26 protein-coding genes are annotated in these 22,806 nt (G+C 71.4%); 20 read left to right on the top strand and 6 right to left on the bottom strand.

Features of this window, described 5'->3' with window-relative positions; genetic code table 11:
* From G3I65_RS13925 to G3I65_RS13850, 16 genes are all read left to right on the top strand, one after another.
* On the top strand, positions 1-1,150 hold a 1,150-nt coding region (locus G3I65_RS13925), incomplete at its 5' end, for a uroporphyrinogen-III synthase (RefSeq protein WP_160696478.1).
* A gap of 97 nt (positions 1,151-1,247) precedes the next feature.
* Positions 1,248-2,219, top strand: a complete 972-nt coding sequence (hemB, locus tag G3I65_RS13920) for a porphobilinogen synthase (RefSeq protein WP_160696477.1) — start codon at positions 1,248-1,250, stop codon at positions 2,217-2,219.
* Between the two features lie 18 nt (positions 2,220-2,237).
* Entirely contained in the window at positions 2,238-2,774 is a 537-nt protein-coding gene (locus G3I65_RS13915; protein ID WP_125310242.1) for a hypothetical protein, read from the top strand.
* On the top strand, positions 2,771-3,217 hold the full coding sequence (locus G3I65_RS13910) for a cell envelope integrity protein CreD (protein ID WP_160696476.1): 447 nt from the start codon (positions 2,771-2,773) through the stop codon (positions 3,215-3,217). The genes G3I65_RS13915 and G3I65_RS13910 overlap by 4 nt, the downstream gene beginning before the upstream one ends.
* A 13-nt stretch (positions 3,218-3,230) precedes the next feature.
* Positions 3,231-3,569 carry a hypothetical protein gene (locus tag G3I65_RS13905; RefSeq protein WP_160696475.1) on the top strand — a complete coding sequence of 113 codons (339 nt, stop codon included), beginning with the start codon at positions 3,231-3,233 and terminating at the stop codon, positions 3,567-3,569.
* A gap of 62 nt (positions 3,570-3,631) precedes the next feature.
* The gene (locus G3I65_RS13900; RefSeq protein WP_160696474.1) at positions 3,632-4,918 is read left to right on the top strand and encodes an efflux RND transporter periplasmic adaptor subunit; all 1,287 of its coding nucleotides are present in this window, start codon (positions 3,632-3,634) and stop codon (positions 4,916-4,918) included.
* Positions 4,915-5,619, top strand: a complete 705-nt coding sequence (locus G3I65_RS13895) for an ABC transporter ATP-binding protein (RefSeq protein WP_125310234.1) — start codon at positions 4,915-4,917, stop codon at positions 5,617-5,619. Before G3I65_RS13900 ends, G3I65_RS13895 begins: the two co-directional genes overlap by 4 nt.
* Positions 5,616-6,818 carry an ABC transporter permease gene (locus tag G3I65_RS13890; protein WP_160696473.1) on the top strand — a complete coding sequence of 401 codons (1,203 nt, stop codon included), beginning with the start codon at positions 5,616-5,618 and terminating at the stop codon, positions 6,816-6,818. The genes G3I65_RS13895 and G3I65_RS13890 overlap by 4 nt, the downstream gene beginning before the upstream one ends.
* Before the next feature lie 9 nt (positions 6,819-6,827).
* The gene (locus G3I65_RS13885; protein ID WP_160696472.1) at positions 6,828-7,331 is read left to right on the top strand and encodes a hypothetical protein; all 504 of its coding nucleotides are present in this window, start codon (positions 6,828-6,830) and stop codon (positions 7,329-7,331) included.
* A 19-nt stretch (positions 7,332-7,350) separates the two neighbouring features.
* A complete protein-coding gene (gene hemL, locus G3I65_RS13880; protein ID WP_160696471.1) occupies positions 7,351-8,652 on the top strand; it encodes a glutamate-1-semialdehyde 2,1-aminomutase in 1,302 nt (433 codons plus the stop codon).
* Positions 8,649-9,275 carry a histidine phosphatase family protein gene (locus G3I65_RS13875; RefSeq protein ID WP_160696470.1) on the top strand — a complete coding sequence of 209 codons (627 nt, stop codon included), beginning with the start codon at positions 8,649-8,651 and terminating at the stop codon, positions 9,273-9,275. The genes hemL and G3I65_RS13875 overlap by 4 nt, the downstream gene beginning before the upstream one ends.
* Complete coding sequence (locus tag G3I65_RS13870) at positions 9,272-9,844, top strand: redoxin domain-containing protein (protein WP_160696469.1); 573 nt, start codon at positions 9,272-9,274, stop codon at positions 9,842-9,844. The genes G3I65_RS13875 and G3I65_RS13870 overlap by 4 nt, the downstream gene beginning before the upstream one ends.
* 564 nt (positions 9,845-10,408) lie before the next feature.
* Positions 10,409-11,182, top strand: coding sequence for a cytochrome c biogenesis CcdA family protein (locus tag G3I65_RS13865; protein WP_125310222.1), 774 nt, complete (start codon positions 10,409-10,411; stop codon positions 11,180-11,182).
* Positions 11,179-12,774 (top strand): cytochrome c biogenesis protein ResB, encoded by a 1,596-nt coding sequence (locus G3I65_RS13860; protein ID WP_160696468.1) that lies wholly within the window; start codon positions 11,179-11,181, stop codon positions 12,772-12,774. The genes G3I65_RS13865 and G3I65_RS13860 overlap by 4 nt, the downstream gene beginning before the upstream one ends.
* Before the next feature lie 3 nt (positions 12,775-12,777).
* Positions 12,778-13,746 carry a c-type cytochrome biogenesis protein CcsB gene (ccsB, locus tag G3I65_RS13855; RefSeq protein WP_160696467.1) on the top strand — a complete coding sequence of 323 codons (969 nt, stop codon included), beginning with the start codon at positions 12,778-12,780 and terminating at the stop codon, positions 13,744-13,746.
* Between the two features lie 77 nt (positions 13,747-13,823).
* Entirely contained in the window at positions 13,824-15,158 is a 1,335-nt protein-coding gene (locus G3I65_RS13850; protein WP_160696466.1) for a MinD/ParA family protein, read from the top strand.
* An 88-nt stretch (positions 15,159-15,246) separates the two neighbouring features.
* Here the strand turns inward: G3I65_RS13850 and G3I65_RS13845 are convergent, their stop codons facing one another.
* Both G3I65_RS13845 and G3I65_RS13840 read right to left on the bottom strand, forming a co-directional pair.
* Positions 15,247-15,429 (bottom strand): hypothetical protein, encoded by a 183-nt coding sequence (locus tag G3I65_RS13845; protein ID WP_086865237.1) that lies wholly within the window; start codon positions 15,427-15,429, stop codon positions 15,247-15,249.
* Between the two features lie 151 nt (positions 15,430-15,580).
* Positions 15,581-15,793: a BldC family transcriptional regulator gene (locus G3I65_RS13840; RefSeq protein ID WP_003081896.1), complete on the bottom strand. Its 213-nt coding sequence runs from the start codon at positions 15,791-15,793 to the stop codon at positions 15,581-15,583.
* 280 nt (positions 15,794-16,073) lie between these two features.
* On the opposite strand from G3I65_RS13840, the gene G3I65_RS13835 reads away from it, so the two are divergent.
* The 3 genes from G3I65_RS13835 to G3I65_RS13825 are packed head-to-tail and all read left to right on the top strand — an operon-like array spanning position 16,074 to position 17,922.
* The gene (locus G3I65_RS13835; protein WP_163046686.1) at positions 16,074-16,547 is read left to right on the top strand and encodes an Lrp/AsnC family transcriptional regulator; all 474 of its coding nucleotides are present in this window, start codon (positions 16,074-16,076) and stop codon (positions 16,545-16,547) included.
* 11 nt (positions 16,548-16,558) lie between these two features.
* On the top strand, positions 16,559-16,846 hold the full coding sequence (locus G3I65_RS13830; RefSeq protein ID WP_160696465.1) for a DUF4229 domain-containing protein: 288 nt from the start codon (positions 16,559-16,561) through the stop codon (positions 16,844-16,846).
* Positions 16,843-17,922 (top strand): PLP-dependent cysteine synthase family protein, encoded by a 1,080-nt coding sequence (locus G3I65_RS13825; RefSeq protein ID WP_160696464.1) that lies wholly within the window; start codon positions 16,843-16,845, stop codon positions 17,920-17,922. The genes G3I65_RS13830 and G3I65_RS13825 overlap by 4 nt, the downstream gene beginning before the upstream one ends.
* On the opposite strand, the gene G3I65_RS13820 is transcribed toward G3I65_RS13825, so the two are convergent.
* From G3I65_RS13820 to G3I65_RS13810, 4 genes are all read right to left on the bottom strand, one after another.
* Positions 17,919-18,791, bottom strand: coding sequence for a 1,4-dihydroxy-2-naphthoate polyprenyltransferase (locus G3I65_RS13820; protein ID WP_163046685.1), 873 nt, complete (start codon positions 18,789-18,791; stop codon positions 17,919-17,921). The two genes, G3I65_RS13825 and G3I65_RS13820, sit on opposite strands and share 4 nt — an antisense overlap.
* Positions 18,792-18,945: 154 nt before the next feature.
* Positions 18,946-19,089 (bottom strand): hypothetical protein, encoded by a 144-nt coding sequence (locus tag G3I65_RS56465; RefSeq protein WP_166640064.1) that lies wholly within the window; start codon positions 19,087-19,089, stop codon positions 18,946-18,948.
* Between the two features lie 51 nt (positions 19,090-19,140).
* Positions 19,141-20,265 (bottom strand): o-succinylbenzoate--CoA ligase, encoded by a 1,125-nt coding sequence (gene menE / locus G3I65_RS13815; protein WP_203612381.1) that lies wholly within the window; start codon positions 20,263-20,265, stop codon positions 19,141-19,143.
* Position 20,266: 1 nt separating this feature from the next.
* Positions 20,267-21,190 (bottom strand): 1,4-dihydroxy-2-naphthoyl-CoA synthase, encoded by a 924-nt coding sequence (locus G3I65_RS13810; RefSeq protein ID WP_160696463.1) that lies wholly within the window; start codon positions 21,188-21,190, stop codon positions 20,267-20,269.
* 51 nt (positions 21,191-21,241) lie between these two features.
* Here G3I65_RS13810 and menD point away from each other — a divergent pair.
* The coding region (gene menD / locus G3I65_RS13805; protein WP_163046684.1) for a 2-succinyl-5-enolpyruvyl-6-hydroxy-3-cyclohexene-1-carboxylic-acid synthase at positions 21,242-22,806 on the top strand (1,565 nt) is incomplete at its 3' end.

Genomic DNA, 22,806 nt, shown 5'->3' with positions numbered 1-22,806 from the left:
TGCGCTCGGTGGCACGCACGTCGAGGTCGACGTCCGCGGCGACGTGGACTGGGCGGCGCTGGCCGCCGCGCCCGGCCCGCTGGTGCTGCACGCGACGTCGGCGCACCTGGCCGAGGCCGCGTCGGCGCTGACCGGCAACGGCCTCCCGGCGTCGACCCCGGTCGCGGTCACCGCGAACGGCACCATCAACACCCAGCGCACCCTCGACACCACGCTCGAGAAGGTCGCCAACGACGCGGGCGAGCTCGTCGGGCCGCTGATCGTCACGATCGGCCAGGCCGCCGGGCAGCGCTCGAAGCTGTCGTGGTGGGAGTCGCGCGCGCTGTACGGCTGGAAGGTCCTGGTGCCGCGCACCAAGGAGCAGGCCGGCGAGATGGCCGAGCGCCTGCGCGGCCACGGCGCGACGTCGCACGAGGTCCCGACCATCTCGGTCGAGCCGCCCCGCAGCCCGGCGCAGATGGAGCGCTCGGTCAAGGGCCTGGTCGACGGCCGCTACCAGTGGATCGTCTTCACCTCCACCAACGCGGTCCGCGCGGTGTGGGAGAAGTTCGAGGAGTTCGGGCTCGACGCCCGCGCGTTCTCCGGCGTGAAGATCGCCTGCGTCGGCGAGTCGACCGCGGCGAAGGTGCGCTCGTTCGGCATCATCCCGGAGCTGGTCCCGTCGGGCGAGCAGTCGTCCGAGGGCCTGCTGGCCGAGTTCCCGCCGTACGACGACGTCCTCGACCCGGTCGACCGCGTGCTGCTGCCGCGGGCGGACATCGCCACCGAGACCCTGTCGGCCGGCCTGCGCGAGCGCGGCTGGGAGATCGACGACGTGACGGCCTACCGGACCGTCCGGGCCGCCCCGCCGCCCGCCGAGACCCGCGAGATGATCAAGACCGGCGGTTTCGACGCGGTCTGCTTCACCTCGTCTTCGACCGTGCGGAACCTGGTCGGCATCGCCGGCAAGCCGCACACCCGCACGCTGGTCGCGTGCATCGGCCCGAAGACCGCGGAAACCGCGGTGGAATTCGGGCTTCGGGTCGACGTCCAGCCGGAGAAGGCCGACGTCCCGCACCTGGTGGACGCGCTGGCCGAGCACGCCGCCCGGCTCCGCGCGGAGGGCGCCCTGCCGCCGCCGCGCAAGGCGAAGCGGGCCCGCCGCTCCTGAGGTTCGCAGAGTCCGTGAAGGCCTCCTTACCGGCTTTTATGACCGGGAAGGAGGCCTTCACGGCTTTTCGGGAACGGGCGGGAGTAACCTGGTCGGAGTGTTCCCCGAGCATCGTCCCCGCAGGCTTCGCACCACCCCGGCCATGCGCAGGCTGGTGGGTGAAACGACGCTGCGGCCACGCCAGCTGATCCTCCCCATGTTCGTCGCCGAAGGCCTCGACTCGCCACGGCCGATCGCGAGCATGCCGGGCGTCGTCCAGCACACCCGCGACACGCTGCGGAAGGCCGCGGTCGACGCGGTCAACGCCGGGGTCGGCGGGCTGATGCTGTTCGGTATCCCCAAGACCCGGGACGCCGAGGGCTCCGGAGCCCTCGACGAGAACGGCATCCTCAACGTCGCCCTGCGCGACCTGCGGCACGAGCTCGGCGACGCCACCGTGCTGATGGCCGACACCTGCCTCGACGAGTTCACCGACCACGGCCACTGCGGCGTCCTGGACGCCGATGGCGAGGTCGACAACGACGCCACCTTGCGCATCTACGCCGAGATGGCCGTCGCGCAGGCCGAAGCCGGGGCGCACGTGCTCGGGCCGTCCGGGATGATGGACGGCCAGATCGGCGTGATCCGCCGGGCGCTCGACGAGGTCGGGCACAGCGACAAGGCGATCCTCGCCTACTCCGCGAAGTACGCCAGCGCGTTCTACGGCCCGTTCCGCGAGGCCGTCGACTCCCAGCTCAAGGGCGACCGCAAGACCTACCAGCAGGACCCGGGCAACGGCCGCGAGGCGCTGCGCGAGATCGAGCTGGACCTCGCCGAGGGCGCGGACATGATCATGGTCAAGCCGGCGCTGGCCTACCTCGACGTGATCAAGGCGGCCGCCGACATCTCCCCGGTGCCGGTGGCGGCGTACAACATCTCGGGCGAGTACGCGATGGTCGAAGCCGCCGCGGCCAACGGCTGGCTGGACCGGGAACGGACCGTGCTCGAGGTCCTCACGTCGATCCGCCGCGCGGGCGCCGACATGATCCTCACGTACTGGGCCGCGGAAGCCGCTGCCTGGCTGGACTGACCCGTTAGAGTCCACGCCGTGGAAGACAAAGAGGACCTCACCGGTCTGACCGACGACGAACGCCGCAAGAAGGGCCGCTCGCCGGATCCGGTGCTGCCGGGGCAGAAGGCGCCCAAGGCGACGCCGCCGCGTCCGGTGGCCGTGTCGTTCTGGCTGTGGCTCGCCGGTGGCGTGGTGCTCATCCTCAGCTACGTCCAGCTGCTGAGCAGCAAGTCGGCCGTCATCGACCAGTTCGTGAAGGCCACCACCGACCCGAAGTACACGCCGCAGATGATCGCGGACGGCGTCACGACGCTGCTGTGGTACCTGCTCGGCGGCGCGGTCGTGTTCGTGCTGCTGTTCCTGCTCTTCGCGTACAAGGCCCGCGAAGGCACGCGCTCGGCCCGGACGGTGCTGACCATCCTGCCGATCGTGATGCTGCTGCTGATCATGACGATCGCGCCGATCATCAACTACCTGACGCTGGTCTCAGTGCTGCTGTTCGTGATCGCGCTGGTGCTGATGTACCTGCCGTCGGTGGCGGGCTACTTCCCGAAGGCCGGCCGCAAGCCGTGAGCGACCGGCTCTACGCCGAATCCGGCGTGAGCTGGGGCGCCGTCGTGTGGGGCCCGGTGTTCGCGGTGTTCGGCGCGCTGTTCGAGCTGGTGACGGGCGGCCCGGTGCACGTCGTGGGCTGGCTGCTGGTCGGCGTGGGGCTGTGCGCGATCACGGTGCCGTGGGTGTACGCGCGACGCCGGTTCCTCTCGCTCGAGGTGACGACGAAGCAGCTGCGCCAGGGCCGCGAGAAGGTCCCGGCGGACCAGCTCGTTTCGGTGACGGACGTCGGGGCGCCGGTCGGGGCGCGGGTCCTGGGTGGCGGCTGGTCGGTGCCGCGCAAGTACGACTCGCTGCCGGTGGAGCTCGCGGACGGCACCGTGGTGCTGGCGTGGGCGAAGGACGTCGAAGCCCTGCGGGACGCGCTCGACCGGCTCGTCCGGGCGACACGGAAGGAAGCATGAGAAAATCCCCGCTGTGATCGACCTTCCGCAGCCCACCGGGGCCGAGCTCTGGCCGCCGGCTGAACCCGGCCCGCAGGCACGGCTGAACAAGCCGTGGCGGCTGCTCGTCGCCGTCGTGGAAGTCGTGCTGGCCGTGGCCGCCGGGTGGGGGGCCTACGCGTTCTGGCACTCCGGTGCCGCCACCGTCGTCACGCGGACCGACGACGGCGCCGTGCTCGAGTCGCACCGGTACTTCGGCGGGTCGCTCGCCGCCGCCATCGGGCTCGGGACCGTGGCCGCGCTGCTGCTGGTCGACGCGGTGCGTCAGCTGCTGCTCGCGATGCGTGCGCGGCAGCTCAAGCGCAAGGACTGATACACAGCTCCCGCACAGGGAACCAACAGTCAATTGCTAAGCGGCGGTCCCAAGGTTGCCGCATGACGCGGGTGCGTGCCTCGAAGGCATGGGTGATCAACGGTGCTCTGGTCGTGCTGCTGGCCGGAGCGGGTTTCGGGATATACCAGGCATTCAGCCCCGAGCCGAACACGGCGCAGGCGCAGACGCGCAGCACGCAGGTGCGCCGCGCGACGGTCACCGAGACCATCTCCGCCGCCGGGACCCTCGCCAGCAGCTACACCGGCGCGGCGAACTTCGCGACCGCCGGCAAGGTCACCTCGATCGACGTCAAGGTCGGGGACGTCGTCAGCGCCGGCCAGAAGCTCGCGACCGTCGACAGCACGCAGGCGGCGAAGCAGCTCCAGGTCGCGAAGGCGAACCTCGCGGTCGCCCAGGACAACCTGGACACCGCCGAAGACGCCGAGGCCACCCCGGCGACCGGGCAGAACGGCCAGAACAGCACGCAGTCGGCGGCGAACAGCGTCACGTCGGCGCAGGCCAAGCTCGACCAGGCCCAGCTGGACGTCCAGACCGCGCAGGAAGCCCTCGACAACACGACGCTCTACGCGCCCGGCGCCGGCACGGTCACCGCCGTCAACGGCACCGTCGGCCAGCAGTCCTCCAGCGGTTCGGCGAGCAGCTCCCAGTCGTCGAGCAGCAGCAGCGGCAGCGGCCAGGGCGGGCAGGGCTCGTCGAACAGCGCCGCGTCGAGCAGCAGTTCCAGCTCCAGCAGCGGTTTCATCACCATCACCAACATGACCGGCCTGGTCGTGAACACCTCGGTCGCCGAGATCGACGTCAGCAAGGTCAAGACCGGCCAGAAGGCCACGGTGACGCTCAACGCGCTGCCGGACAAGCCGATCCAGGCCACCGTCTCGAGCATCAACCTGACCCCGACCACGAGCGGCAGCGTCGTCTCCTACGGCGCCCAGCTCGCGCTGACCGCCCCGCCGGACGGGCTGCGGCCCGGCCAGTCGGCGAGCGTCGTGATCACCGTCGCCTCCGCCGACAACGCGCTGAGCGTGCCGGCCGCGGCCGTGACGACCGCCGGCAACACCAACGTCGTCACCGTGCAGGAGAACGGCCAGAACGTGACGCGCCAGGTGCAGATCGGCATCCGCGGCGAGTCGACCGTGCAGATCACGTCCGGGCTGACCGAAGGCGAAAGCGTCGTGCTCACCGGGGCGTCCGCGACCACCGGTACCGGCCGGACCGGCACCGGGACCGGTGGCACCGGCGGGTTCCCCGGTGGCGGGACCGGCGGGTTCCCCGGCGGCCAGCGCGGTACGGGCACGGGCGCCGGCGGCGGATTCGGCGGCCGCGGGTGAAGCCCGTGATCGCGGTTTCCGCGCTGCGCAAGACCTACGGCGAGGGCGAGACGGCGGTGCACGCGCTGCGCGGCGTCGAGCTCACCGTCTGGCCGGGCGAATACGTCGCCATCATGGGCGCGTCCGGCTCGGGGAAGTCGACGCTGCTGAACATGCTGGGCTGCCTCGACGTCCCGACGTCCGGCCAGTACCTCCTCGACGGTTTCGGCGTCGGCAAGCTGAACGAACGGCAATTGGCGTTGCTGCGCAACCGGAAGATCGGCTTCATCTTCCAGTCGTTCAACCTCGTGCCGCGGACGTCGGCGTTGTCCAATGTGGAGCTTCCACTCGTCTACAGTGGACTGAAACGGTCGGAACGGCGGCGGCGCGCGCTCGCCGCGCTGGAGATGGTCGGCCTGTCCGACCGGGCCAAGCACCTGCCGAGCGAGCTGTCGGGCGGGCAGATCCAGCGCGTCGCCGTGGCGCGGGCGCTGGTCACCGGCCCGGCGATGCTGCTGGCCGACGAGCCGACCGGCAACCTCGACCGCCGCAGCACCGAAGACGTCCTCGGCGTGTTCGACCGGCTCAACGCCCTCGGCCGCACCATCGTCGTGATCACGCACGAAGACGAGGTCGCCGCGCACGCGCACCGCGTCGTGCGGGTCGACGACGGGCTCATCGTGTCGGACGAAGTCACGCGCGCGGTCGGAGCGGTCTCGTGAACCTCCTCGAAATCCTGCGCTTCGCCGTCCGCGGGCTCACCGCGAACAAGCTGCGCTCGGCGCTCACCACGCTCGGCATCACCATCGGCGTCGCCGCGGTGATCCTGCTCGTCGCGGTCGGCAACGGCGCGTCGGCGGCCATCGCGGCCAGCATCCAGGGCCTCGGCACCAACGTGGTCAACGTCTCCCCGGCGCGCGGCGGCGGGCAGGGCGCTTCGGCGCGGCCGCTGACCGTCCAGGACGCGCACGCGCTCGTCGACCCCGTCGGCGCGCCGGACGTCAAAGCCGCGTCGCCGGTGGTGAACACGACGGCGACCGCGACCTACGGGCAGACGTCGTACGACATCCCCAGCGTCGCCGGCACCGAACCCGCGTACTTCACGACCACCAACCGCGAACTCGCCCAGGGTCAGCTGTTCACCGCCGAAGACGTCACGGCCGCGCGGAAGGTCGTCGTGCTCGGCCCGACGACCGCGGAATCGATCTTCGGCACGGCGGACCCGGTCGGCAAGAACGTGCTGCTCAACAGCATCCAGTTCACCGTGGTCGGCGTGCTGCAGGCCAAGGGCAGCACCGGGCTGCAGAACGCCGACGACGTCGCCATCGCGCCGATCTCGGCCGTCCAGAACTCCCTGGCCGGGTACGGCAGCCTCAGCCAGATCGCCGTCCAGGCCACCAGCGCGGACTCGGTGTCGCTGGCCCAGTCCGAGATCACCGCGATCCTCAACGCCCGCCACGGCATCCGGCTCGGCGGCACCGCCGACTACCAGATCCAGAACTCCGAGCAGCTCCTGGCGACCCGGACGTCGGCGACCGAGACGTTCACCGTGCTGCTGGCGGCGGTCGCGGCGATCTCGCTGCTGGTCGGCGGGATCGGCGTCACGAACATCATGCTCGTCACGGTGACCGAGCGGATCCGCGAAATCGGCATCCGCAAGGCCATCGGCGCCCCGCGCGCGGCCATCCTCGGCCAGTTCCTCGCCGAAGCGACCATGCTCAGCCTGTTCGGCGGGCTGCTCGGCGTCGCGATCGGGCTGGTCGGCAGCCGGTTCACCATCTCCGGGATCAAGCCTGTCGTGGTGCCGTCGTCGATCCTGCTCGCCTTCGCGGTCTCCGCCCTGATCGGGCTGTTCTTCGGCAGCTTCCCGGCGAACCGGGCGGCCAAGCTCCGGCCCATCGACGCCTTGCGGCACGAATAAGGAGTTCCGATGTCTTCCCCCACGACCCCGCCGAGCGCGGAGGAGATCGTCGCGACCCCGGCGGTCGACGGCGACCTGAACGCCGAGATGCGCCGGGCGGCCAAGCCGTTCTCGCGCGCGACGCTGGTGCTGGCCGGGCTCGTCGTCCTCGCGGTCGCGTTCGGCGGCGGCGCCTGGACGCACGCGGCGTTCGGCTCGTCGTCCTCGTCGACGCCCACCCGCACGGCCGGCGGCACCCAGGCTGGTCCGCAAGCCGGGCAACAGGCCGGTGGGTTCCGCGGCGGCCGCGGCACCACCGGCACGGTCGACCGTGTCGACGGCACCACGGTGTACGTCAAGACCGCGCAGGGCACCGAGGTCAAGGTGTCCACATCGGACTCGACCACGGTCGGCGTGACCCAGCAGGCCAAGCTGTCCGACCTCAAGCCGGGCTCGACCGTCGTGGTCCAGGGCCAGGCCGGTGAAGACGGCACGGTCACCGCGCAGGCCATCACCCAAGAGGCTGCTCGCTGACGTTTGCGAGACTGGACGGGTGAGCACTGGAACCGAGCAGTCCAAGGCATGGTTCGAACGCGCGAAGGCGGCCATCCCGGGTGGGGTGAACTCGCCGGTCCGGGCGTTCAACTCCGTCGGCGGCACCCCGCGGTTCATGGTCCGCGGCGAAGGCCCGCACCTGTGGGACGCCGACGGCAACCGCTACGTCGACCTGGTCTCCTCCTGGGGCCCGATGATCCTGGGCCACGCGCACCCGGCGGTCGTCGAGGCGGCGCGCGCGGCGGCGACGTCCGGGCTGTCCTTCGGCACCCCGACGCTCGGTGAGGTCGAGCTGGCCGAGGAGATCATCGGCCGGGTCGAGCCGGTCGAGCGGGTCCGCCTGGTCAACTCGGGCACCGAGGCCACGATGAGCGCGATCCGGCTGGCCCGCGGGTTCACCGGGCGCTCGAAGATCGTGAAGTTCGCCGGGTGTTACCACGGTCACGTCGACGCGCTGCTCGCGCAGGCCGGCTCCGGTGTCGCCACGCTGGGGCTGCCGACGTCGCCGGGCGTCACCGGCGCCCAGGCCGCGGACACGCTGGTGCTGCCCTACAACGACCTCGACGCCGTCCGGAAGGCCTTCGCGGACAACCCGGGCGAGATCGCCGCGGTGATCACCGAGGCCGCGGCAGGCAACATGGGTGCGGTCGCGCCGGACGAAGGCTTCAACGCCGCGCTGCGCGACATCGCCCACGAACACGGCGCGTTGCTGGTCATGGACGAGGTGATGACCGGGTTCCGCGTCTCGCGCGCGGGCTGGTTCGGCCTCGAAGGCGTGGCGGGCGACCTCTACACGTTCGGCAAGGTGATGTCCGGCGGCCTGCCGGCGGCGGCCTTCGGCGGCCGCGCCGACGTGATGGCCAAGCTCGCCCCGGGCGGGCCGGTCTACCAAGCCGGGACGCTGTCCGGGAACCCCGTCGCGGTCGCCACGGGCCTCGCGACGCTGCGCGCGGCCGACGACGCCGTGTACGCGGCTCTCGACGCCAACGCCAAGCGCCTCGGCTCGCTGTTCGAAGCGGCTCTCGGTGAGGTCGGCGTCGCGCACCACGTCCAGTACGCGGGCAACCTGGTGAGCGTGTTCTTCGGCGACCGGCCGGTCCGCGACTACGCCGGCGCGCAGGCGTCCGAGACGTGGCGGTTCCCGCCGTTCTTCCACGCGCTGCTCGACGGAGGCGTGTACGCGCCCCCGAGCGCGTACGAGGCCTGGTTCGTCAACGCGGCCATGGACGACGAAGCGTTCTCGGTGATCGAAGCGGCCCTGCCCGCGGCGGCGCGCGCGGCGGCCGGAGCCGTCCAGTGACCACCGTCGTCCACCTGCTGCGGCACGGCGAAGTGCACAACCCGGAGAAGATCCTCTACGGCCGGCTGCCGGGCTACCGGCTGTCCGAGCGCGGGCAGCGCCAGGCGCTGACGGTCGCCGAGGCCGTCGCGGGCCACGACCTCGCGCACGTCGTCGCGTCGCCGCTGCAGCGCGCGCAGGAGACGGCGGGCCCGATCGCCGCGGCGCACCGGCTCGACATCGCGACCGACGAGGACCTGATCGAGGCGGGCAACCAGTTCGAAGGCCTGCACGTGGCGGTCGGCGACGGCGCGCTGCGCGAGCCTCGCCACTGGCCCAAGCTGGTCAACCCGTTCAAGCCGTCGTGGGGCGAGCCGTACCTCGAAATCGCGCACCGGATGCTCGGCGCGGTCCACCGCGCCCGCGAGGCGGCGGAGGGGCACGAGGCCCTGTGCGTGTCGCACCAGCTGCCGATCTGGACGCTCCGTCGGTTCCTCGAGGGCAAGCGGCTGTGGCACGACCCCCGCCGCCGCCAGTGCTCGCTGGCGTCCCTGACGTCACTGGTCTTCGACGGCGACGCATTGCGGGAGATCGTCTACAGCGAGCCGGCGGGCACCACCGACCCGAAGGTGACCGGGGCATGAAACGGCTGGTCATCGGGGCCGTGGCGGTACTGGCGCTGGCCGGCTGCAGCGCAGGCAAGGACGCGGTGGTGCAGGGGAGCAGCTTCAGCTTCGTCTCCCCGGGCGGCAAGGTCGACATCACCTACGACGCCGCCCAGCGCCAGACCGCCCCGGTGCTGGCGGGCGACGACCTGATGCACGAGGGCAAGCAGCTGTCGCTGGCGGACTTCCCCGGCAAGGTCGTGGTCCTCAACCTGTGGGGCCAGTGGTGCGGGCCGTGCCGCACGGAGGTGCCGGAGCTGGAGTCGCTGGCCCGCCAGGCCCCGGGCATCCAGGTGGTGGGCATCGACGTCCGCGACCCGGCCCGCGAGGTGGCCCAGGACTTCGTCCGCGACCGCCAGCTGACGTACCCGTCGATCTACGACCCGGACGGCCGGGTGCTGCTCAAGCTGAGCGGCTACCCGCGCAACATCATCCCGTCGACGATCGTCCTGGACAAACAACATCGAGTGGCGGCGGTCTTCCTGCGCCCGGTGCTGGCCCAGGACCTCCTCCCGGTAACCCAGCGCCTGGAGGCCGAACCGGCCTGACCGGCAGCGGAACCGGTCCCCATCCAGACCCCGCCCACCACCCCGATCCGAAGCCAGAACACGGACGGGAGTGCCGGGTCAAGGCATCTTTCCCGCCTTGACGCGGTGCTCCCGTCCGTAGTCACAATCGGGCTGCGGGGTGGTGGGCACCGCACGAGCGGCTGCCTGACCGGTCCGCCGCGATGACGTGAATGACTCATTCATGTCCTCCGGCGACAGGGCCCCGGGCAAAGTCGTCGGGGCCGACCGCCCTCGGTCTGAACCGACCGGCGCCGGGCGGCCTGCGGTGTCTTGAATGACTCATTCAAGACCTCCGAAGACCTGAATGAGTCATTCAAGACGTCGGTGAAGCCGCCGTCGGGCAAGCCGCGGCGACTTTGCCCGGGGTCCTGTGCTCCGATGACGTGAATGACTCATTCCTGTCCTCCGACGACATGAATGAGTCATTCACGTCGTCGGGGGCAGGCCTGAACGCCGGGACCAAGGTCCTGAACTGCTGTGACCGAGGTCCTGTGAAGCGGCCCCGGAGTTCTCACCCGGACCTCACTCCCTACCCTCAACGGGGTGAACTCCGTTACCGAGCTGGCGATCTCCGGACCGCTGCTGCTCGCCGCGGGCGTCGCGCTGCTGGCCGGCACCATCTCGTTCGCCTCGCCGTGCGTGGTGCCGCTCGTGCCGGGGTACCTCGCGTACCTCGCCGCGCTCGTCGGGGCGGACGCCCCCGCGGTCAGCGCCGACGAAGAGCGCAAGAAGGGCCGGTGGGCCGTTCTCGGCGCCGCGCTGCTCTTCGTGCTCGGGTTCACCGTCGTGTTCGTCGCCACCCTCGGCACGCTCGTCTGGCTGGCCGACACGCTCGTGCTCAACCAGGACATCCTCCAGCGCATCGGCGGGGTACTGACGATCGCCATGGCGCTGGTCTTCCTCGGCTGGATCCCCGGCCTGCAGCGCGAGGTCCGCTCGCACCACGTCCCGCGCGGCGGCGTCTGGGGCGCGCCGCTGCTCGGCGCGATCTTCGGGCTCGGCTGGACGCCCTGCATCGGCCCGACGCTCTCGGCCGTCACGACGCTGGCCAGCGCCACCGGCGGGGCCGAAGCCCGCGGCTACCTGCTGATCGCCGTCTACTGCCTCGGCCTCGGGCTGCCGTTCCTGCTGATCGCGCTCGGCGCCCGCTGGGCCGTGCGCGCCACCGACTGGGTGCGCCGCCACGGCCGCCAGGTGCAGGTCTTCGGCGGCGTGCTGCTGATGGTCGTCGGCATCCTGCTGGTCACCGGCGTCTGGGGCGACCTGATGGGCTGGCTCCGCAACGAGCTCGCCGGCAACCTGGAGCTGCCGCTGTGACGACCACGGAAGCGCCCCCGAAGACCCCGCAGGGCCCGACGCCGGCGAAGCGGACGTTCGCCTTCATCCGCAACACCTGGCGCGGCCTCACGTCGATGCGCACCGCGCTCGTCCTGCTGTTCCTGCTCGCGCTGGCCGCCCTGCCGGGTGCGCTCCTGCCGCAGCGGAAGCTCAACGCCCCCAAGGTCGACGAGTACATCAGCGCGCACGGCTGGTGGGGCACCCTGCTCGACAAGCTCGAGTTCTACGACGTCTACTCCAGCATCTGGTTCTCGGCCATCTACCTGCTGCTGATGATCTCGCTGGTCGGCTGCCTGACCCCGCGCAGCTTCGACTACGTCAAGGCGATGCGCGCCAAGCCGGTGCTGACCCCGCGCAACCTGGCCCGGATGCCGCACTACCGGCTCGGCCGCGGCAAGTCCGACGTCGGAGCCGAGATCGCGGCCGTCCACAAGCAACTCTCGGGCTGGCGCCGGATCGAGCGCGAGGAAGCCGACGGCGTCCGCACGATCTCCGCCGAACGCGGGTTCCTGCGCGAGACCGGCAACCTCGTCTTCCACTTCAGCATGCTCGGCCTGATCGTGTTCTTCGCGCTGGGCAAGATGTTCGGCTACGAGGGCCAGGTCATCGTCCAGGCCGACGGCGACAGCTTCTGCAACTCCGGCATCTACAACTACGACTCCTTCAACGCCGGGCTGCGCGTCGACGGCACCGACCTCGACCCGTTCTGCGTCAAGGTCAACGACTTCACCGTGCGCTACACCCCGGCCGGCGAGCCGGAGTACTACCACGCGAACATCGAGTACCAGTCCGGCGAAGACCTCGAAACGAACACCTGGCGCCCGTACGGCCTCGAGGTCAACTCGCCGCTGCGGACCGCGGGCGACCGCGTCTACCTGCTCGGCCAGGGGTACTCGCCGCAGTTCACCGTCACCTTCCCGGACGGCAGCAAGCGCACCCAGAACACCCAGTGGCGCACGGTCGACCCGACCACGATGCTCGCCGAGGGCGCGACGAAGTTCGACCAGCCCGGCGTCACCGACGAGGTGCAGCGGCGGACCCGCCAGCTCGCCGTCACCGGCCTGTTCGCCCCGACGTCCTTCATGCACGGCAACGTCCTCACGTCGTCGGCGCCGGAGCTGAAGGACCCGTCCGTGGCCGTCGACATCATGCGCGGCGACCTCGGCCTCGACGCCGGGCGCGGGCAGTCGGTGTTCGAGATCGACCAGTCGCTGGTGGACGACGGCAGGCTGAAGAAGGTCGCCCGCGAGAACCTCAAGGTCGGCCAGGAGATCAAGCTCGACGACGGCACGAAGGTCCGCTTCGACGGCGTCAACCACTGGGTTTCCCTGCAGGTCTCCCACGACCCGACGCAGGGGTTCGTGCTCGGCTTCGCCATCGCGATGTTCCTCGGCCTCGGCGCGTCACTGCTGGTCAAGCGGCGGCGGCTGTGGGTGCGGGTGAAGCCGGGGACCGAAGACGACCCGGGTACCGTGATCGAGGTCGCCGGGCTGGCCCGCACCGACCAGGCCGGGTACGGCGAAGAGTTCCACCGGATCAGTGAACGCCTGATCAGTGGTCAGAAGGGCTGAGGCATGCCGATCAACGAGACGCTGTCGACCTACAGCGACTGGCTCTACACCACCGCCGCGGCGATCTACGTCGTCGCGCTGATGATGACGCTGATCGAGCAGGGCTTCGGCGCCAAGGGCCGGCTCGCCACCGAGCGGGCGAAGCTCCGCGCGCGCGAGCTCGTCGGCGCCGGCGGCCCGCCCGTCGAAGAGGTCCCGGCCACGCCGCGCACGTCCGGCCGTCCCGAGCGGATCGGCAAGATGGGCGCGTCGCTGCTCGTGCTCGGCGCGCTGCTGCAGCTGTCGGCGATCGTGCTGCGCGGGCTCGCCGTGCACCGCGCGCCGTGGGGCAACATGTACGAGTACGGCATGGCGGTCACCTTCATCACGGTGGTCACCTGGATCCTCGTGATGTGGAAGTTCCCGGTCCGGCACCTCACCGGCTTCCTGCTGCTGCCCGTCGTGATCCTGATGTTCATCAACGGCACGCTGCTGTACACGATCGCGGCGCCGGTCCAGCCCGCGCTGCAGTCGTACTGGCTGGTCATCCACGTCTCGGCGGCCATCATCGGCTCGGGCGTGTTCCTGGTCCCGGGCGTGGCGAGCGTGCTGTACCTGTTCCGCGCGGCCTACGAGAAGGACGAGACGAAGTTCGCCCGGTTCGCCTCGAAGCTGCCCGCGGCCGACGTCCTCGACCGGATCGCCTACCGGACCACCATCTTCGCCTTCCCGGTGTTCACCTTCGGCGTGCTCTGCGGCGCCGTCTGGGCCGAGTCGGCGTGGGGCCGGTTCTGGGGCTGGGACCCCAAGGAGACCGTCGCGTTCATCGCCTGGGTGGTCTACGCGGCGTACCTGCACTCGCGGGCGACCGCGGGCTGGCGCGGGGCCCGGGCCGCGGCCATCAACATCGTGGGGTTCGCCGCGATCATCTTCAACCTGTTCTTCGTGAACCTCGTCACGGCGGGCTTGCACTCCTACGCCGGGGTGGGCTGAGCGTCCCGCGGGGACTCCGACTACCGTCGTGACCGGGGGAGTGCGATGTCGGGCGGAGTGCGCGGAGGTTTACACCGGTGACCGGACCCAGCGAAGAATCGGCTCCTGGCCACCCCGAACAGGCTGAACCGGCCGCTGCCCCGCAGCAACCGGGCTTGTTCGCCGAGGATCGGACGGACTCCCACCCGCACCCGGAGACGTCCGGGGCCTACGACGTGCAGCCCACGCAGGCCGTCCCGCCGCCGCCCAACCCGGCGGTGTCCGGCCCGCACCAGGTCAACCCGGCCGTCTCGGGGCCGCACCAGGTGCCCCAGGGGCAGCCGTACGGCTACGACCAGAACCTGCCCCCGCTGCAGCCGCAGTACGGCGACCCGGCGCAGCAGTACGCCCAGGCCCAGTACCCGCAGCAGCAGCCGGGCCTGCCGCAGCCCCAGGGCGGGCGGCACGCGGCGCCGCCGCAGCAGCAGCACCCGGGCCACGGCCACGACCTGTCGACGGCGCACCTGGTCAAGCAGGTCAAGCGACCCCCGCAGTCCGGCTGGCGCAAGGCCCTCTACGTCGGCAGCGGCAAGCTGGTCAACCCGGGGGAGAGCCCAGCGGACACCCGCCGCCGCGAGCTGATCGCGCGCGTCAACCAGCCCCTGCGCGGCTGCTACAAGATCGCGATGCTGTCGCTGAAGGGCGGCGTCGGCAAGACCACGGTGACGACGACGCTGGGTGCGACGTTCGCTTCCCTGCGCGGTGACCGGGTGGTCGCCGTGGACGCGAACCCGGACCGCGGCACGCTGTCGCAGAAGCTCCCGCTGGAGACCACGGCGACGGTCCGCCACCTGCTGCGCGACGCGGCCCGCATCACGCGCTACAGCGACGTCCGGTCCTACACGTCCCAGGGCTCGAGCCGGCTGGAAATCCTCGCCAGCGAGCAGGACCCGGCCGTGTCGGAGGCCTTCTCCGAGGACGACTACCGGCGGACGGTCAACCTGCTGGAGCACTTCTACAACATCGTGCTCACCGACTGCGGCACCGGCCTGATGCACTCGGCGATGAAGGGCGTCCTGGACGTCGCGGACGCGCTGGTGGTCGTCTCGTCCGGCTCGGTCGACGGCGCCCGCAGCGCCTCGGCGACGCTGGACTGGCTCGAGGCTCACGGCTACGGCGAGCTGGTGAAACGCTCGGTCGCGGTGATCAACTCGGTCCGCCCCAAGGGCGGCTCGGTCGACCTCGACAAGCTGTCGGCCCACTTCGGCGCGAAGGTCCGCGCGGTCTGCAAGGTGCCGTTCGACCCGCACCTGGAGGAAGGCGCGGAGATCGAGCTGGACCGGCTCACCGGCGACACGCGCTTGGCGCTGCTGGAGCTGGCGGCCACCGTCGCAGACGGCTTCGCGACCCCGCTCTCGCAGGGCTACCGCTGAGCCGCTCGCCCACCCGGTCGTGAGTGTTCAGTCGGGTTCTAACCCGACTCGCCACTCACGACGGGCTGCGGGGAAGGTAAAGCCTCGCTCAGCCCTCTTCGTCCCGGCGCTTGCGCTGCTGTTCGGCCAGCTGGCGCAGGAAGTCGGGGTCGTCGTCCGGGGCGAGCGGGGCGCGGCGCGGGGTCGAAGGCACCATCCGCTGGCCGGCGAACGACCGCCACAGGAGCAGGGCGACGACCAGCGCGCCGACCGCCGCGAGCAGAGCGAGCATGCCGGATCCTTCCGTGTGGGTCCCCCGAGGTTAGCCTCTTCGGCCGGGTTTCGGCTCCCGCGACGTCACGCGGGTGACGCGGCGAACGAAAAGGGGCCGCGCGGGACGGGGTGCTTCCCCGTACCCGACACGGCCCCGCGCCGGAGCTGGTTCAGGCGTTGCGCGCCGGTTCGCTGGCGTCGGTGGTCAGCTCGGCCAGGAGCTCGTTCACCTCGGACTCCCGGAACCGCCGGTGCCCGCCCGGGGTCCGGATGGAGCCGATGCGGCCCGCCGTCGCCCACCGCGTCACCGTCTTGGGGTCCACCCGGAACAGCGCTGCCACCTCTCCTGGGGTGAGCAGGCGTCCGCCCATCGTCGCGGTCATTTTCCGCCTCCTTAACGAACTCACTGCTATACCGGAGGCATCCGGGCCCTTCTGCCCGTCGCGCCGGGGTAGCCAACACGGCAATCGTTGCACTTCACCCGTCAGGTACTCGAACGGTTGTCCAAGAGTAAAGAGCCCTTAAAGGTCAAAACGGACAGTTTGTTGACGGTCCGCAACTTATTGTTCCGTGACGTGAAGTGCGGAAACGCCGTCGCTGCCGGTCGCCGGCCGCGAGGTGTGGTGCCAATGGGGGATTGTCCAACCGCATAGAGTGATCCCCGTGGATCAGTTGGACCGGAAGATCATCGCGGCGTTGCGCATCAACGGACGGGCCACCTACGCCGACCTCGGGCGGGCCGTCGGGCTGTCCGCCTCATCGGTGCACGAGCGGGTCGGCAAGCTGGAAGCCGCCGGCGTGATCACCGGCTACCACGCGGTCGTCGACCCGAGCTCGGTCGGGCTCGGCGTCACCGCCCTCGTCGGCATCCATCCCACCGACACCGCGACCGAGGACGACGTCGCCCAGGCGCTCGGCGAGCTCGACGAGGTCGAGAGCTGCTACGCGGTCGCGGGCGACGAGGCGTTCGTCATCAAGGTGCGCGTCGCGACCGTCGACGAGCTGGAGCGGAGCCTGGGCCGGCTCCGCCGCATCCCCGGCGTCGGGCGGACGAACACCACGGTCGTGCTCTCGACCCGGTTCGAAGGCCGCCCGAACAACGCGGGCCTGCAGAAGGACCGGGCCGGCGGGGCGTAGCCTGCTTTGGTGTGAGCGACGAGAAGGCCGGAAACCTGCCGCGTGACCTGACGCTGTACCTGCTGGCGCGGTTCGTGCTGGTCGGGGCGATCGCGTGGGGCCTGTCCCTGGCCGGCGTGCCGCTGCTGGTGGCGCTGCTCATCGGCCTGGTCGTCGGGCTCCCGCTGGGCCTGCTGCTGTTCCGCGGCCTCAACGCCAGGGTCACGGCCGGCCTGGCGAAGCGCAACGAGAAGCGCGCCCGGGCCCGTGCCCAGCTGCGCGCGCAGCTCCGCGGCGACTCGGCCGGGCAGCCGGAATGAGCCACAGCCGCAGCTGGGTCCGCGAAGCCGTCCGGATCATCGAGGCCGACGCCAACCGCAGCGCCGACACGCACCTGCACGTCTTCCCGCTGCCCCCGGAGTGGGGCATCGACCTCTACCTCAAGGACGAGTCCGTCCACCCGACCGGCTCGCTGAAGCACCGCCTCGCCCGGTCGCTGTTCCTGTACGGGCTGGTCAACGGCCAGATCGGGCCGGACACCGTGCTCGTCGAGGCCTCCAGCGGCTCGACCGCGGTGTCCGAGGCCTACTTCGCCCGGATGCTCGGGCTGCGCTTCATCACGGTCGTGCCGCGGCGCACGTCCCGGGAGAAGATCGCCCTCATCGAGTTCTACGGCGGCGAGTGCCACTACGTCGACGAAGCCCCGGCCATGTACCCGGAGGCCGAGCGGCTCGCGGCCGAGTGCGGCGGGCACTACCTCGACCAGTTCACCTACGCCGAGCGCGCGACGGACTGGCGCGGCAACAACAACATCGCCGAGTCGGTGTTCGCGCAGATGCGCTCGGAACGCCACCCGGTGCCGGCGTGGATCGTGGTCGGCGCGGGCACCGGCGGCACGAGCGCGACCTTCGGCCGGTACGTCCGCTACAAGCGCCACACCACGAAGATCTGCGTGGTCGACCCGGAGAACTCGTCGTTCTACGGCGCCTGGGAAACCGGCGCCCTCGACTACGCCACCGGCATGCCGTCGCGGATCGAAGGCATCGGCCGCCCGCGCTGCGAGCCGTCGTTCGTGCCCGGCGTCATCGACGAGATGTTCCGGATCCCCGACGCGGGCTCGCTGGCGGCCGTCCGCCTGCTGCGCGAGCGCACCGGCCACTGGGCGGGCGGCTCGACCGGCACCAACCTCTACGGCGCCTTCCGGCTCATCTCCCGGATGGTCGAGGACGGCCAGGCGGGCAGCGTCGTGACGCTCCTCTGCGACGGCGGCGAGCGGTACGCGCACACGTACTACAACGACGAGTGGCTGGCCCAGCAGGGCCTGGACCTGGCGCCGCACACGGCGTTGTTCGAGGAGTTCCTGACGACCGGGAAGTTCTTCGTCCCGGAGAGCTAGAGGTTCACGGTGATCGCCGTGACCACCGCCCACAGGAGCATCGCCAGGCCGGTGTCCCGCAGGGCGGGGATCAGCTCACGCCCGGACTTCCCGCCGTGGACGGCGCCCACCGCGGGCAGCAGCAGGGCGATGCTGATCACGGGCAGGAACGCCAGCGGGTAACCCGTGACCGCCAGTACCACGCTGAGCACGTACGGAACCGTGATCAGCACCAGGTACAGCCGCCGGGTGCCGCCGTCGCCGAGGCGGGTGGCCAGGGTGCGCTTGCCGGACTCGATGTCGGTCGGGATGTCGCGCAGGTTGTTGGCCGTCAGGACCGCCGTGGAGAACGACCCGACCGCGACCGCGCACGCCAGCGCGGCCCAGCTGACCCGGCCCGCCTGGACGTACACCGTGCCGAGCACGCCGGCCAGCCCGAAGAACACGAACACGGCGATCTCGCCGAAGCCGTAGTAGCCGTAGGGCTTCTTGCCGCCGGTGTAGAACCACGCGCCGAGGATGCACAGCGCGCCCATCGCCAGCAGCCACCAGTGCCCGCTGGTGACCACCAGCACGAGCCCCAGCACCCCGGCCAGCCCCAGCGAGACCAGCGCGGCGGTCAGCACGGCCTTCGGCGCGGCCACCCCCGACCCGACCAGCCGCAGCGGCCCGACGCGGTTCTCGTCCGTGCCGCGGATGCCGTCGGAGTAGTCGTTGGCGTAGTTGACGCCGACGATCAGCGAGAGCGAGACCAGCAGCGCCAGCACCGAACGCCACCAGGAAAACGCGTCCAGCGCGATCGCCGCGCCGACCCCCGCCACCACCGGCGCCACCGCGTTGGGCAGCGTCCGCGGGCGGGCCCCCTCGATCCACTCGCTCACTGAAGCCATGGCGCCATTCAACGCCATGTCGATCAGTGACCGGCGGGAACCCGTTCAAGCCCTGCGCAAGGTCTGCGCAAGGTGGCGGGAGCACGGTGGAGGCAGCCCGGCGGGACCCGCGTCATCGAGGGGTTGGCGCGGTGCCCGCCGGGCGGACCGGGGCTCAGTCGGTCGGGGGCAGCTGCCAGGTGAGCTGGCCGCTGTTCGGGTCCACGGCGGGGCCGTCGGCCAGCGCGGCGCCCGCGGGAAGGAGGACCCCCAGGGCGACGGCGGTGCTGATCAGAGCGGTACGAAACCAGCGCGTCATGGTGGGTAGCCAAGCGTGCGCACGCCGTGAATGTCAACGAAGTGCCGCCATTCAGCCGTGCGAACCCGGCTGGAGCCGGGTCTTCACCGCCGCCCGGTCGATCTTTCCCGGCCCGCGCAGGGGCAGCTCGGTGCCGAATTCGATGCGCTTGGGGGCCGAGGCAGGCCCGAGTTCCGCGCGGACCGCCGCGCGCAGGTCACCCGGCTCACCTGCTGGGACGACCAGCGCGACCACGGCCTCGCCCCACTCCGGGTCCGCCACGCCGACCACGCACGCGTCGCGGACGCCGGGCTGCGCGCACAGCACGCGTTCGATGGCGTTCGCCGACACCTTCACGCCACCGGTGTTGATCATGTCGTCGGCGCGGCCGAGCACCTCGATCCGGCCGTCGTCGTGGCGGATGCCGCGGTCGGAGGTGGTGAACCAGCCGTCGGCGAACGCGTCCGCGGTGAGGTCGGGGCGGCGCCGGTAGCCGTGGGCGAGGACGGCACCGGCGACGCGGATCCGCCCGTCGGCGAGGTCGACCTGGACGCCGTCGAGCGGGAAGCCGTCGTAGACGCAGCCGCTGGCCGTCTCGCTCATCCCGTACGCCGGCACGATCCGGACCCCGGCGCCGGCGGCGCGTTCCCGCAACGCCGGTGTCGTCGCGGCGGCGCCGAGGACGATCGCGTCGAAGGTGCGGGCCGCGGCGAGCCCGGCGCCGCCGTCGTCGAGTAGGCGGACCAGCTGGGTGGGGACCAGCGCGGTGTAGCGCGGGCCGCCGGTGAGCTTCGCGGCCGCGGCGGCGAAGTCGTCCGGGCGGAAGCCGGTGCCGGTCAGGAACACCGGGGTGGTCTCCGCCAGGAGCGACCGGACGAGGACCTGCAGCCCGCCGATGTACTGCGCCGGGGTGGCCAGCAGCCAGTGGCCGGGGCCACCGAGCCGGGTGTGCGTGGCCTCGGCGGACGCGATCAGCGCGCGGGCCGAGAGCAGCACGCCCTTCGGCGCGCCGGTCGAGCCGGAGGTGGCGATGACCACGGCCGTGTCCGGCTCGGCGGGCTCGTCCGGGGCCATCGCGTCGCGCAGCGCGGGGTCGGTGAACGGCAGCACCGCCGGGCCGCCGCCGAGCGCGTCCGCGACCGCGCGCCGCAGGGTCTCGAGGGCCTCGGGGGAGCCGTCGAGGGGGATCGGGAGCAGCTCAGTAGTAATAGGGGACGTCCTTGAAGTCGGGGTCGCGCTTCTGCAGGAACGCGTCGCGGCCTTCGACGGCTTCGTCCTGCATGTAGGCCAGGCGGGTGGTCTCGCCGGCGAACAGCTGCTGGCCGACCATGCCGTCGTCGGTGAGGTTGAACGCGTACTTGAGCATCCGCTGCGCCGTCGGCGACTTGCCGACGATCGTCCACGCCCAGTCCAAGGCCTCTTTTTCGAGGTCGGCGTGCGGGACGACGGCGTTGACCGCGCCCATCTGGTGCATCTGCTCGGCGGAGTACTCGCGGCCGAGGAAGAAGATCTCGCGGGCGAACTTCTGCCCGACCATCTTCGCCAGGTAGGCCGAGCCGTAGCCGGCGTCGAACGAGCCGACGTCGGCGTCGGTCTGCTTGAACTTCGCGTGCTCGGCCGAGGCGAGGGTGAGATCGCACACCACGTGCAGGGAGTGCCCGCCGCCGGCGGCCCAGCCCGGCACGACCGCGATCACCGGTTTCGGCAGGAACCGGATCAGCCGCTGGACCTCGAGGATGTGCAGCCGGCCTGCCTGCGCGGGGTCCACCGTGTCGGAGGTCTCGCCGCTCGCGTACTGATAGCCGGAGCGTCCGCGAATACGCTGGTCACCACCGGAGCAGAACGCCCACCCGCCGTCCTTGGGCGAGGGGCCGTTGCCGGTGAGCAGGACGCAGCCGACGTCCGAGCTCATCCGGGCGTGGTCCAGCGCCCGGTAGAGCTCGTCGACGGTGTGCGGGCGGAAGGCGTTGCGGACCTCCGGGCGGTCGAACGCGACGCGTACGACGCGTTTGCCGCCGCGGCTCTCAGCGGAGCGGTGGTAGGTGATGTCGGTGAAGGCGAAACCTTCGACCTCGGTCCACGCGGCGGGGTCGAACAGCTCGGAAACTCGGGCGTCATCCACGTTTGGGAGAATAGGACCTGTGGACATCTCTGATCTGCTTGGAGCCTGCCGGTGAACCCTTCCACCGCGCAGGCCAGGGTGATCGTCGACGAACTCGTCCGCAACACCGTTTCGCACGTCGTCCTCTGCCCGGGCTCCCGCAACGCGCCGCTGTCGATCGCGCTCTACGACGCGGCGGCGGCCGGGAAGCTGCAGCTCCACGTCCGCATCGACGAGCGCGGCGCCGCGTTCTTGGCCCTCGGCATCGCCGCCCGCACCGGCCGCCCGGTGGCCGTGCTCTGCACGTCCGGCACCGCGGCCGCCAACTTCCACCCGGCGGTCCTGGAGGCCGACCGCGCGGGCGTCCCGCTGATCGTGCTGACCGCCGACCGGCCGCCCGAGCTTCGCGCGGCCGGTGCGTCGCAGGTCATCGACCAGCACCAGCTCTACGGCGACGCCATCCGGTACTTCGACGAGCTGGCCGTCGCCGAGCGGCGGGCCGGGCAGAACTCGTACTGGCGCAGCCAGATCTGCCGCGCCTGGAACGCTGCCTACGGCGAGTGGCGCTGCGGGCCGGTGCACCTGAACATCCCGTTCCGCGAGCCGCTCGTGCCCGACGTGGACGACGACGGCGAGTGGTACGAGTCCCTGGACGGCCGTCCTGACGGGTCCCGGTGGACCGAGCTGCCGGACTTCGGCGCGCTGCCGTCGTTCGTGGTGCCCTCGGCGCGGCACGGTCTGGTGATCGCGTGCGACACCGGCGTCCAGGCGGCCAGCGAGTGGGCCGAGCAGCACGGCTGGCCGGTGATTTCGGAGACCGGCGGGATCGGGCTGTCCGGCGGGACGGCGATCTCGTCCGGCGCGTGGCTGCTGGGCGTCGAGGAGTTCATCTCGCGGCACAAGCCGGAGCAGGTGCTCTGCCTCGGCCGCCCGACGGTGTTCCGGCAGATCCAGAAGGTGCTCTCGGACGCGTCGGTCGAGGTGCTGCTGGTCCGGCCGGACTCGGACTGGCCGGCGCCCGCGCACAACGTCCGGCAGGTCGGGCAGTGGTTCGACGAGCCGACCAAGCCGTCCGACCCGGAGTGGCTGGCGAGCTGGCGCCGCGCCGACGAGGCGGCCGCGTCCGCCGTCGCCGCGACGCTGGCCGAGGAGCCGTGGCCCAGCGGGCTGCGCGTGGCGACCGAGCTGGTGGACGCGCTGCCGCCGGACTCGCTGCTGGTCGTGGGCTCGTCCAACCCGACCCGGGACGTGGCGCTGGCCGGGCGGCTGCGCCCGGACGTCCTGGTGCACCGCAACCGCGGCGTCGCCGGCATCGACGGCACGGTGTCCACGGCGATCGGCGCCGCGTACGTCCACCGCGGCCCGTCGTACGCGCTGCTGGGCGACCTGACGTTCCTGCACGACGCGTCCGGCCTGCTGACCGGCCCGGCCGAGCAGCGCCCGGACCTGACGATCGTGGTGCTCAACGACGACGGCGGCGGCATCTTCTCGCTGCTGGAGCAGGGCGCGCCGGAGCACTCGGCGAGCTTCGAGCGCGTCTTCGGCACGCCGCACGGCGCCGACCTGGGCGCGCTGTGCGCCGGCTACCGCGTCCCGCACGTCGTGGCGGAGACGCTCACGGAGTTCCGGGCCGCGCT

The organism is Amycolatopsis sp. SID8362, from assembly GCF_010550475.1.
GTDB classification, from domain to species: domain Bacteria; phylum Actinomycetota; class Actinomycetes; order Mycobacteriales; family Pseudonocardiaceae; genus Amycolatopsis; species Amycolatopsis eburnea.
Note: the sequence above shows the minus strand (reverse complement) of the source record. Positions and strands in the feature narration are given on the sequence as shown.